The sequence below is a fragment of the Candidatus Stoquefichus massiliensis AP9 genome (genome assembly GCF_000455285.1).
GTDB classification, from domain to species: Bacteria; Bacillota_I; Bacilli_A; order Erysipelotrichales; family Coprobacillaceae; genus Stoquefichus; species Stoquefichus massiliensis.
In genome coordinates this window covers 269,776-282,053 of record NZ_HG005290.1, presented here as the reverse complement: position 1 = coordinate 282,053, position 12,278 = coordinate 269,776, and the positions used below count along the sequence as shown (strand labels likewise).

The 12,278-nt window shown below is 30.6% G+C and carries 12 protein-coding genes and 2 tRNA genes; 12 read left to right on the top strand and 2 right to left on the bottom strand.

All coding sequences use genetic code 11. The features are described 5' to 3' along the window. The 3 genes from BN350_RS19180 to BN350_RS12590 form a co-directional block, all read left to right on the top strand. Positions 1 to 833, top strand: an 833-nt coding sequence (locus BN350_RS19180; RefSeq protein WP_044600306.1) for a homoserine O-succinyltransferase, incomplete at its 5' end; no start/stop codon positions are given. Between the two features lie 145 nt (positions 834 to 978). Further along, positions 979 to 2,748: a glucosaminidase domain-containing protein gene (locus BN350_RS19175; protein ID WP_049945570.1), complete on the top strand. Its 1,770-nt coding sequence runs from the start codon at positions 979 to 981 to the stop codon at positions 2,746 to 2,748. Between the two features lie 12 nt (positions 2,749 to 2,760). Then, entirely contained in the window at positions 2,761 to 4,116 is a 1,356-nt protein-coding gene (locus BN350_RS12590) for a cadherin-like beta sandwich domain-containing protein (protein WP_028043928.1), read from the top strand. Here BN350_RS12590 and BN350_RS12585 read toward each other — a convergent pair. Continuing rightward, complete coding sequence (locus tag BN350_RS12585) at positions 4,113 to 4,382, bottom strand: TfoX/Sxy family protein (protein WP_028043927.1); 270 nt, start codon at positions 4,380 to 4,382, stop codon at positions 4,113 to 4,115. The two genes, BN350_RS12590 and BN350_RS12585, sit on opposite strands and share 4 nt — an antisense overlap. Continuing rightward, entirely contained in the window at positions 4,379 to 4,807 is a 429-nt protein-coding gene (locus BN350_RS12580; protein ID WP_028043926.1) for an NUDIX hydrolase, read from the bottom strand. The genes BN350_RS12585 and BN350_RS12580 overlap by 4 nt, the downstream gene beginning before the upstream one ends. A gap of 97 nt (positions 4,808 to 4,904) precedes the next feature. Here BN350_RS12580 and pepV point away from each other — a divergent pair, with 97 nt between their 5' ends. The 9 genes from pepV to BN350_RS12535 all read left to right on the top strand — a co-directional run bounded on the left by pepV (position 4,905) and on the right by BN350_RS12535 (position 12,277). Continuing rightward, positions 4,905 to 6,275 (top strand): dipeptidase PepV, encoded by a 1,371-nt coding sequence (pepV, locus tag BN350_RS12575; protein WP_028043925.1) that lies wholly within the window; start codon positions 4,905 to 4,907, stop codon positions 6,273 to 6,275. Between the two features lie 63 nt (positions 6,276 to 6,338). Further along, positions 6,339 to 6,424, top strand: a tRNA-Leu gene (locus BN350_RS12570). Between the two features lie 10 nt (positions 6,425 to 6,434). After that, a tRNA-Leu gene (locus BN350_RS12565) sits at positions 6,435 to 6,520 on the top strand. A gap of 49 nt (positions 6,521 to 6,569) precedes the next feature. Next, a complete protein-coding gene (locus BN350_RS12560; protein ID WP_028043924.1) occupies positions 6,570 to 8,714 on the top strand; it encodes a Tex family protein in 2,145 nt (714 codons plus the stop codon). 23 nt (positions 8,715 to 8,737) lie between these two features. Next, on the top strand, positions 8,738 to 9,940 hold the full coding sequence (locus BN350_RS12555) for a C39 family peptidase (RefSeq protein WP_028043923.1): 1,203 nt from the start codon (positions 8,738 to 8,740) through the stop codon (positions 9,938 to 9,940). A 10-nt stretch (positions 9,941 to 9,950) separates the two neighbouring features. Further along, positions 9,951 to 10,298 carry a Spx/MgsR family RNA polymerase-binding regulatory protein gene (locus tag BN350_RS12550; RefSeq protein WP_044600305.1) on the top strand — a complete coding sequence of 116 codons (348 nt, stop codon included), beginning with the start codon at positions 9,951 to 9,953 and terminating at the stop codon, positions 10,296 to 10,298. A 101-nt stretch (positions 10,299 to 10,399) separates the two neighbouring features. Beyond that, positions 10,400 to 10,852, top strand: coding sequence for a LytTR family DNA-binding domain-containing protein (locus BN350_RS12545; protein ID WP_028043921.1), 453 nt, complete (start codon positions 10,400 to 10,402; stop codon positions 10,850 to 10,852). Then, a complete protein-coding gene (locus tag BN350_RS12540; protein ID WP_028043920.1) occupies positions 10,849 to 11,259 on the top strand; it encodes a hypothetical protein in 411 nt (136 codons plus the stop codon). Before BN350_RS12545 ends, BN350_RS12540 begins: the two co-directional genes overlap by 4 nt. Positions 11,260 to 11,338: 79 nt before the next feature. Continuing rightward, positions 11,339 to 12,277 carry an ABC transporter ATP-binding protein gene (locus BN350_RS12535; RefSeq protein ID WP_028043919.1) on the top strand — a complete coding sequence of 313 codons (939 nt, stop codon included), beginning with the start codon at positions 11,339 to 11,341 and terminating at the stop codon, positions 12,275 to 12,277. Position 12,278: the final 1 nt, after the last annotated feature.

Sequence of the window (12,278 nt, the reverse complement as noted above, 5' to 3'; positions counted from 1 at the left end):
GACCATTAAAATTATTAATTCTTAATATTATGCCAACAAAAATTGTAACAGAAACACAATTATTAAGATTATTGTCTAACTCACCATTACAAATGGAAGTAGATTGGATTCATATGGCAAGTCATGATTCTAAAAATGTTTCTAAAGAACATCTATTAGCATTTTATAAAACATTTGATGAAATTAAAGAAAACCGTTATGATGGTTTGATTATTACTGGGGCTCCAGTAGAAAAACTTCCTTTTGAAGAAGTTGATTACTGGGATGAATTAACTGAATTATTAGAGTGGTCGAAAACTCATGTTTTTAGCAGTCTTTTTATATGCTGGGCTGCTCAAGCAGCATTACATTATTTTTATGGTGTATCTAAACAATTATTATCACATAAGCTTACAGGTGTTTATCTGCATCATACAAATGTAGATAAAATGAAAAGAAAAATATTAAGAGGATTTGACTATCAGTTTTATGCTCCACATTCTCGTTATACGACAGTATCTAAAGAGGATATACAAAAAATTAATGAATTAGATATTTTAGCTGAATCAGATGAAGCAGGAGTCTATATAGTTGCATCTCAATCCGGTTCACGATTCTTTATTACTGGACATCCTGAATATGATCCAGATACGCTTGATAAAGAATATAGACGTGATCTTGCAAATCCAGATATCATTAGTGAAATGCCTAAAAATTATTATTTAAATGATGATATTCATCAGGAAATACAAGTAAAGTGGCGTTCTCATGCCTATTTAATTTTTGCTAACTGGTTAAATTATTATGTCTATCAAGAAACACCATATGATTTGGAAGAACTGAAGGAAAGATAGGGTGACCTATCTTTTATTATGTGATAAATATGTGATAGAAATTTATCGTTATCAGTCAGAAAATAAGGGTATTTGATTGAATGAATAATAAAAATAATGTATAATTACTAATGACATAACTTATGGGTGTGTAAGGAGGTAAAACATGAATAAATATTTTAAATTTAGGAAAATTATTCCATTACTTATGGTGTTAATATTATTATTAAATGTGATTTATTATCAAGTAAAGATATTTGCTGAAGAAACAGATGATGGTAGTGTTGCTACTGAAACTCTAGGAGAGAATGCAATTTTTACAAATATTGATGAAAATGGCAATGTTATTGAAGTTTCAGATGATGAATTGAATCAATCTGGTATTATTGAATCAAATAAATTAAAATACTATCGTTCTGCACGAAGTGTGTCAATTGAAAATGGTGTTGTTAATTTTCGTACAAAAGATGCAAGTGTGAATACAAAATATACTGAATTAAACAGTGGTAGAGATGGTTATATCAATGGAACATATGGGGCTGATGCGGCATATATAGGGCATAATGATGATGGTTCGAAAGTATATTTTATGATGGCAGGAGTCATTGGAGCAGTTTCAAAGAATGATGTTGAAGTATTATCGTATGATGATAATAGAGTTCAAAAATTTAGTGAGTATTATGTTTCTGATGGACGTTTATATCATGGAATTGTTACAAATTTAAAAAATAGCGATTATTCATCTAGGTTGGATTGTGGTCCTAAGCCTTCCTATCTCAAAGAGGGAGCATCATATTTTAGTTATGATGGACATTATTTTTATTTAGATGATGGTTCAGATAATGGATATGTGAAAATGCTAAAGGATTATCGAAATAATACAAGAGCAAACTCAATTAATCCTAACAATCCATATTATAATTATTATCAATATCTTCCACATCGTAGTAAAACTATTTATACGGCTGATGATATAAACAAGTATTTAAATTACAAAACAAAGTCCTCTTCGAAGATGAGAGGAATGGGAAGTGCCTTTATTTCTAATCAAGATAAATATGGAGTCAATGCTTTATTAATGATTGGTGTTGCTGCAAATGAAAGTGCATGGGGAACGAGCCAAATAGCTCAAAATAAGAATAATTTGTTTGGACATAGCGCATATGACAGTGATCCAAGCGGAAGTAGTAATGCATATTCAACACCAGCATTTAGCATTTACTATCATGCAAGTACGTTCCTTTCTAAAGGATATTGCAATCCTAATGATTGGAGATATGGTGGAAGTTTTTTAGGCGATAAGGCAAGTGGTGTTGGTGTGAAATATGCATCAGATCCATATTGGGCAGAAAAGGCAGCGGCTCATATTTGGGGCATGGATTCATGGCTTGGAGGTAAAGATTCATATAAGTATACTCTAGGAATTAAAGATCCTTTGAATTATCATTTTACCAATTCAGCAATTCGCAATTCATCAAGTAATTCTGGGACTGAGTTGTATAGAACAATTAATAGAAACGGTGGGAAATATGTTATTTCTAACTATGCATTTATCAATTTAGATAATTATAGCAATAATGGGTATTATAAGATTCAGACTGATGCTACTCTTAATTCAACACGAACTGCTATACTAAAACAAGAGGAGTATTCATTTTCAAATAGCTATGGGTACATAGAATCAAAGAATACTATCATATTACAAAAAGGAAGTAACTCTTCTACTGCTGATACAACTTATTTAAAGGGTGATGTCAACGGAGATGGAAAGGTTTCTACCTTAGATTATATCGCAATTGAAAATCATATTATGAATAGAAGTCGATTAACTGGGGATAAAATTACAAGAGCTGATGTCAATGGGGATGGAAAAGTCTCAACATTAGATTATATTGCAATAGAAAATCATATAATGGGAAGAAAACCATTGTTTTAAAGGAGTAAACAAGTGAAAAAAAAGATATATTCAAAATTTATTGCAGTCTTACTAGTTGCTTTGACTGTGTGTTCTTTAAATTTTAAGTCAAGTGTGGCGCTTGGCATGACTGGATCTACTTCTGTAAGTCCAAATCAAAGTTTTAAAGTTACTGTTACAGGGTTATCTAATATACGTGGTAAATTTTTTGTAACTGTTTCAAACGGAACAGCAGATATAAACAGTTTTTTTGCAAATGGAATTTCATCACAAATTATAACAGTCAAAGCAGGAGCGAGTGGAAGTGTAAACGTTGTTGTTTCTCCAGACACTGATTCTGATACAGCAACAATTGATGGGGATTTGATTAAAAATAGCGTATCACATAAAGTTTCGATTAAAATTCCTTCTTCTGGTGGAAGTTCAGATGGTTCTTCTGGAAACAGTGGTTCGTCTGGAAATAGTGGAACGACCCAAACACCAGATGATACAAGATCAAAAATAAACACATTATCTTTATTAACAGTATCTGAAGGTGAACTTTCACCAAAGTTTGATGCTAACAAAACAACATATAACATAAGTTTGGCAGGTACTGTGAAAGAAGTTACAATTTCTGCTAAAGCTAAAGATACAAAGGCAAGTGTACAAGGAACTGGAAAAAAGTCTTTGAAAGCGGGAGAGAATACATTTAAAGTGATATGTAAGGCAGAAAATGGGACAACTAAAACATATACTTTGGTATTTCATGTAGATGAGACTCCACTGGTTTACACAAAATTAGGTGATGTTAATTTAGGTGTTGTACGAAATATGGAAGGTATAAAAGCACCTACTGGATTCAAAGAGACAACAACAAGATTAGAAAAACAAGATGTTGAAGGGTATATAAATGAAAAACTGAATCTTACAATTGTTTATTTGGTGAATGAAGCTGGAGAAAAGGCGTTTTATATAGTTAATGATGAAAAAGTTATACGTAAATATGAAACTATCGAAATTAATGGAAAAACATATGTTTTGCTGGATAGTCTAGATTCAAAAATTACTGATAGCTTAAAAAAGGATAAAGTTAAAATTGGAGATATTGAATTAAATGGATGGACTTTTGAAGATAAAGAACATGCGAATTATTCGGTTGTCTATTTAATGAATGATGCAGGAGAAAAAAATCTTTATTCGTATGAAAGTACTGAAGGAACATTGCAAAAATATATTCCTAGTGTAGAAAAAAATGATATGAATATGATGACATATATTTTCATTGGTACAACTGCTGTATTTGCTGTATCTACTGCTACTGTTGCATATTTGTATATGAGTTTTAAAAAGAAATCTATTTCTGCTATTAGAGATTATTATGCATCAAAAAATCAGGATTTTGATTAATCCTGATTTTTTATTTTATGTTGATTATAAAAATCTTTTAAATATTGTTTATCTTGTTGACTTAAATCTTTTTTCTTTATTCCTTGAATAGCTGCTTCTAACGAATATAATCTATGTATACAAGCAGATGCATCGATGTTTTGTATTTTTAACCATGCTTCTTGACTTCCTATTTCTTGTAATTGATCCATTGTGTCTATTCCTACTTGATGGAGTTGTTCTTCAACTGCTGATCCAATATTTGGATATTCTGATAATTTTTTCATATGTTATTCTCCATATTCATTTTTTCATATTCTTGTAACGTTAAAATAATATCACTATAGATTTTATCATCTAGATATTTTTTTAGATCTTGAATTGTTACAAATTGATAATCGGTATGCTCTTCAGAAATAATAACATGATTATTTGTTGGGATAGTTAAAAAGCCGATACCTACTGTTTGGTATGTAGGTCTAATTGCAGTAAAAGTATAAACAGGTTTAATGATTTTAATATCCAAATTTGTTTCTTCTTTAAGTTCTCTTATTAAGGCTTCATGAGGAGTCTCTCCGTATTCAAGACCACCGCCTGGTAATTCCCAATAACCTAATCCATCACTTGATGGTCGTATTCTTTTTAATATAAGAATTTTATGACGATAAATGACAATTGCTTTCACAGTAATATGAAATGTGATATTTTCCATAGATTTCCATCCTCCATTTATCAATATCATACCACTTTTTCATAAAAAAGTATCGTTTTATCAAAATGTTTGATATAATAGTTCACGAGGTGATTTTATGATCGATTTTTTAGAAGAAGTTAATAAAAGAAAAGAAGATATGATTGCTGATATCGAGAGACTTTGTCGAATTCCATCTGTACTGGATGAAGCGACTGCTAATGATAGACAACCATTTGGTAAAAAGTGTCGTGAAGCTTTAGATGAAATGCTTGAAATTGGTAGAAGAGATGGTTTTGAATGTGAAGATGTTGACGGATATGCTGGTCATATTGATATTGGTGAACAAGAAGAGATATTTGGAATATTAGGCCATTTAGATGTTGTTCCTTGTAATAAAGAAGGCTGGAATACTGATCCATATGAATTAACAATTAAAGATGGAAAACTCTATGGAAGAGGTGTTGCTGATGATAAAGGACCATTAATTGCTGGATACTATGCAGCAAAAATTATTCACGAATTAGAATTACCAGTCAAAATGAAAATGCGTATTATTTTTGGATGCAATGAAGAAAGTGGTTCTCATTGTGTAAAATATTATTTTACAAAAAAACCTTATCCTGCTATGGGATTTACACCTGATGCTGAGTTTCCTGTGGTTTATGGAGAAAAGGCTGGGGTGAATTTTGAAATAACTGGTGAAATTGAGAAAGATAATATTATTGGTATCTATGCTGGAACAAGATCAAACATTGTTCCTGAAGTTTGTGAGGTTTACGTTGTTGGTCATTACAAACAATATAAAGATTCATTTATGCAGTATTTAAGTAGTCATGGATTAAAAGGGTCATTGGAAGAAGAAGGAAATCATACAAAATTAATTTTAATTGGTCGCTCTGCGCATGCTTCAACGCCAGAACTTGGCATTAATGCTGCAACTTATATGTGTCATTATCTAGCAACAATTTCACAAAATAAATTAGTTCAATTTGTTGATCAATGTTTTTATAAAGATCATAATGGTGAAAAATTAGATGTTGCTTATAAAGGGTTGATGGGTGATTTAACAGTTAATTTAGGTGTTTTAAATTATAAGGATGGGCATGTTAAAATGACAGTTGATATGCGTGTTCCTCATGAAGTGACAGATGAACAGTTAACATCTGCAGTTGTAAAGCACTTGAAAGAATATGGATTGATAGAAACACATAAATTAGGGAAAGCATTATATATTGATCCACAAAGTCATTTTGTACAGTCATTACACAATGCATATGTTGAGTTTACAGGTGATCATGAAAATCAACCACAAGCAATCGGTGGGGGAACATATGCTAAAGCAATGCCTAATTGTGTTGCATTTGGAGTTCAGTTCCCTGGTACTGACAATAAAATTCATCAAAACAATGAAGAAATTGCTATTGATGATTTATTAAAAGCAACTGCGATTTTTGCAAAAGCTATCTATGATTTAATCAAGAAATAGGGTGAAGTCCCTATTTCTTATTGCTTAATAATATCAATTTATGTTATAATATATAAGCAATCTGCGGACGTGGTGGAATGGTAGACACGCTATCTTGAGGGGGTAGTAGATGTAAATCTGTGTGAGTTCAAATCTCATCGTCCGCACCATTATATATTTGCAGCTGTGGTGGAACTGGTAGACACGCTATCTTCAGGCGGTAGTGGATTATATCCATGTGAGTTCGAGTCTCATCAGCTGCACCAGTTTATGCAACATTGTTTAACAATGTTTTTTTGTTTTATGGAGGATAAGATGAAAATAGAAATTATAAAAACCATGACAGTAGATCTATCTATTAGTCAGAAACAAATTGAAAATGTATTATCAATGTTAGAAGATGGTGCAACTGTTCCATTTATTGCACGTTATCGTAAAGAAAAGACTGGTGGTCTTAATGAAGATCAAATTAGAGAAATTTCTAAAGTCTATGAATACCAAGTTAATTTACAAGAGAGAAAAGATGATGTTATTCGACTCATTGATGAGAAAGGGCTTCTCACGGAAGAACTTAAAAAAAATATTTTAGCCGCTCACAAATTAAGCGAAGTGGAAGATTATTATCGCCCATTTAAAGAAAAGAAGAAAACGAAAGCTTCTATAGCTAAGGCAAGAGGGTTAGAACCTTTTGCATTAAGTATTCTAAAATTATCAAGAGAATTTTCATTAGAAAAAGAAGCTCTGCAATATATAACTGAAGAAGTTAAAACAGTTGAAGAAGCAATCCAAGGAGCCAAAGATATTATTGCTGAACAAATTAGTGATGAACCTAGGTATCGTAAATTTACTAAAGATATGATCTATAAAACAGGTGTTTTAACATCTACAGTTAAAAAGAAAAATCCAGATGAAAATCATGTTTATGAGATGTATTATGATTATCATGAAAAGATTCAATATATAGCATCACATAGAATACTGGCTATAAATCGTGCTGAAAAAGAAAAAGTTTTAAGTGTTTCTATTCATATTAATGAGGATAAATTTGAAACTTACATACATAATGGTATGATGCGCCGTCGCGAATCAAATTTAAAAGATTTTATATTAGATTGTGTTAAAGATGCATTCAAACGTCTCATTTTTCCATCAGTAGAAAGAGAAATCAGAAGTGAATTGACTGATAAAGCTCAAGAACAGGCATTAAAAGTTTTTTCAATTAATTTAGAAAAATTATTATTACAAGCTCCATTAAAAGATCGTTATGTTTTAGGAATTGATCCTGCCTTTAGAACAGGTTGTAAATTAGCAGCTATAGATCCAACCGGTAAAGTTCTAGATATTGATAAAGTCTATATTACATTGCCAAAAGCAGATTACTCTAAAGATGAAAAAGTGTTATTATCAATGATTCAAAAATATCACATTGAAATTATTGCGATTGGAAATGGAACAGCAAGTCGGGAGACTGAAAGTTTTATAGCACAATTTATTAAGAAAAATCATTTAGATGTACAGTATGTGATTGTTTCAGAAGCAGGTGCAAGTGTCTATTCAGCTAGTTCCATAGCAAAAGATGAATTTCCAACATATCAAGTTGAAGAACGTTCAGCCGTATCTATTGCAAGACGTTTACAAGATCCTTTAGCAGAACTTGTCAAGATAGAACCAAAGGCAATTTCAGTCGGACAATATCAACATGATATGAATCAGAAAAAACTTACAGATCAATTAGATTTCGTCGTTGAGAAGGTTGTTAATCAAGTTGGCGTCAATATCAATACTGCATCACCTTCATTATTACAATATGTTTCAGGTCTTTCTATGACTTTAGCGAAAAACATAGTCAAATATAGAGAAGAAAATGGAAAATTTACTGATCGGGAACAAATCAAGAATGTAAGTAAATTAGGAAATAAAACCTATGAATTATCAGTTGGTTTCTTAAGAATATTATCTGGACAAGAAAAATTTGATGAAACAAGTATTCATCCAGACAATTATCAAGATGCAAGACGACTTTTAGAATATCTCCATTTAACTAAAGAAGATATTGGCACATCTCATGCTCATGAAGTCATCACTAATATCAATCGTCAACAAATTCAACAGGATTTAAATATAGATGGTTATTTAGTGGACGATTTGCTGGATGCCTTTGTTTCACCACATCGTTCACCGAGAGATGAATATAGTGCACCGATTTTAAGACAGGATGTCTTAAAAATAGAAGATTTACAAATAGGTATGGAATTACAGGGTGTTGTCAGAAATGTTGTGGATTTTGGTGCTTTTGTTGATATTGGTCTTAAAAATGATGGGCTTGTTCATATTTCAAAGATGTCTCATCAAAAAGTCAAACATCCTTTAGATGTATGTAATGTTGGAGATATTGTTACTGTCTTTGTTCATGATTTAGATATGGACAGAAAAAGAGTTGGATTAACAATGATTCAATAGCATACAAATAAAGAAAGGTTATTATGAAAAAGAAATCATATATTATTATTTCTATATGTTGCTTAATTGCTTTTGGTATTGGAGTCTATATTTATTTTCAAGAATATCTACTTTTAAAAAATGAGACATTAATTTTAGAATATGGAGAAACAACCTCTTTAAAATTAGAAGATTTATTAGAATTAAAAGATATCAATAAAGAAAGAAAAGAAGATATATTGGCACATACCATTATCAACACAGATTTTGAAAATGAAGAAGCGAAAGATTATCCAGCAGTGGGGGAATATAATGTTTCATTAACATATTTTCGTGAACAAAAAAAGATGAAAATAAAAGTTGAGGATACTATTAAGCCGAAGATTATCAAACCTCAGCATATTCAAGTTCTTGCTGAGGAGACTTTAGATGAGAAAACTTTGCTTTCCTATTTTAAAGTTCAAGACTTAGCGCCTTCAAAAGTTACTTTTGATTTTTCACAATATAATCATCAGAAAAGTGGCTTGCAAAATATTCAAGTTATAGCAATAGATCAAAATGGGAATGAAACAAAAGAAGATTATACAATTGAAACATTGAGTAAACCTGATTTGAGTCGCTATAAGGTTGAAACAGTTATTGAAAAAGATAAAACAGGAAATATTTCCAATGTAAAAATAAAAATGACTGAGAAAAAAGTTGTTTTAGATGTCAAAATTTATTCTCATCATTCTGTTGGAGCGTCAAGAGGTTGTGATCCAGTAGCATTGTATCAGGCGATGAAATATAAAGGGTATTGCCAAAACATAGGGTTGCGTGCCTTTATAGATGATATGCCTCGTTCAAATTCTAATCCATATAAAGGATTTGCTGGTAATCCAAATGGGCCCGATGATCCTGATGTATTAGAGGCTATTTTTCCTTCATCGATGGTTCCATGGGCTAAAAAATATGGTCGAGTTGAAGACTTTTCTGGACATAGTGTTGATGATATCATTGAAGAAATTAGAAAAGGAAATCCAGTTATGGTTTATACGACTTATAATTTTAAACTGCCAAAGTGGAAGAACTGGACCTTTGGGCGAATGTATTCTAATTTGCATTGTTTAACAATTAGTGGATTTGATATAGAAACACAACAAATACGTTATACAGATGCAGGTGGAAACAGAGAGTCATCGTGGGTTTCATTCGCTAAATTCAAAAAGAGTTATGACTATAAAAAATTTGCAATCGTTGTGAAATAAAGGAGATAAAATGATACAATTTATATATTATCCAAAATGCAGTACATGCATGAAAGCATTAAAACATCTTAAAGAAAAAGAATTATCATTTCAGTCACGTGACATTGTTCTTGAAACACCAACAAAAGAAGAATTGAAACAGTGGATTGAAAGAAAAAACGAAGGGATTAAACCTTTCTTTAATACGGCTGGGCAAGTTTATAAGACATTGAAACTGAAAGAAAAAATCAATGAATTATCAATAGATGAAGCAGTAGAATTACTTTCAACTTATGGAATGTTAATCAAAAGACCTTTGTTAGTATTAGATAATCAAATTATTCTAGGCTATAAAAAAGAAATTTATGAGAAATTATAAATTTCTTTTTTTGCATTTGAGAGGGTTATTCATGCATTTGACCTATAGAGCATAGATAATTTAAATGAGAGTTGTTATAATGTGACAAAAGGGGTGGAATGATGAAAATTAAGGTTGAGGAAGATGCAATCAATGATGATATTGAAGTTATTATTCGTTGTCAGTCATATGACGAAAGAGTTCAAAAAATAATTAATCAATTAGGTTATGTTCAAAAGAAATTGAACTGTAAAAAAGATAAAGAACATTGTTCAATATTTTTATCTGATATCTTTTATATTGAATCAATAGATGAAAAAACCTTTATATATGCAATAGATAATGTTTATGAAAGTCAAGAAAAATTATATATGTTAGAAAATCAATTAAGTGATGATGGGTTTATAAGAATATCAAAATCCTGTTTAATGAATCTAGATACGTTAAAAAGTGTAAAGGCTATGCTTAATGGAAAATATGAAGCAACACTTATTAATGATGAAAAATTGATAATTAATAGAAGTTATATGAGGTCATTTAAGAAAGTCTTTGGTATTGAGAGGGGGATTCTATGAAAAATTTAAAGATAGTTTTAGCAACAACATGTTTTTCATTTACCTTAGTTGTTTTGATTAATTGTATTTTTGATATTTTCATATCAATGAATAGATTGAATACAGTTGATATTCTTCAAATAGCGTTAACATGTTTAATGGTTTCTATTGGAATTTATTTAGGTGCATGTCATCCATTTCTAAAAGAACATTTTTATATGATGGGATATATTATGATGTTGATGATTGTTTTTACAATGGAATGGATATTTCGTGGTGTATTTTCTTTAGAGAGTTGTTTGATTGAGACAATTGCGTTGACCTTTGTATATGGTGGAGTTTGTTTCTTGCTTTACCATGAAAACGAAAAAGATGCTTATATCATTAATCAAAAAATTCGAAATAATTATAAGAGAAACCAAAAGTAGTCAATTTGCTACAATTGGTTGGTAGTATAAATGAAGTGAATAAAGGATAATAGAGATATTAATAAATGGAGGATATATGATGAAGAATATAATAGAAATACATGATTTAACAAAACATTATGGGGATTTAGTTGCATTAAATCACTTTGAATTAACTGTGAGAGAAGGAGAAATATTAGGACTGTTAGGACCTAATGGAAGTGGGAAATCAACTTGTATTAATACAATCCTATCGCTTCTTTCTTTTGATCAGGGAAGTATTCAACTTTTTGGAAAGGAAATGACACCTAGTGCATATGATATCAAATCACAAATTGGAGTTGTTTTTCAGGATGTCGCTGTTTTTGAAGAATTAAACGTTTATGAAAATATTGATTATTTCTGTGGACTTTATATCAAAGATAAACAAACAAGAAAACAATATATTCAGGATGCACTTACACTAACTGGATTAGAAGAATTCACGAAGTTTAAGCCAAAGGCATTAAGTGGAGGGCTACTGAGAAGATTAAATATAGCTTGCGGGATTGCTCATAAACCTAAACTTATCTTTTTAGATGAACCAACAGTTGCTGTTGATCCACAGAGTCGAAATCATATTTTAGAGGGAATTAAAAAATTAAATGAAGATGGAGCAACTATTGTTTATACAACTCATTATATGGAGGAGGTAGAACAACTGTGTGATGATATTGTTATTATGGATAAAGGGAAAGTAATTGCAAAAGGAACAAAAGATGAATTGAAAAATATGATTTCTTTAGGAGAAAAAGTGACACTTGTTGTGGAACAAGATGAGAAGGAATTTGTTGAAAAATTAAGGAAAGAAGAGGCAATTATGAGTGTTCATCAAGAAATGGATATTATTCATATTGCATATCAAGGACAAGATAATCATTTGGGACAATTAATTGATATGTTAAGAAGTCATCAAATTCAATATACAAGTTTATTTAGTGAAAGACCTACTTTAAATGATGTCTTTTTAGAACTAACTGGGAAGGAATTAAGGGATTAAA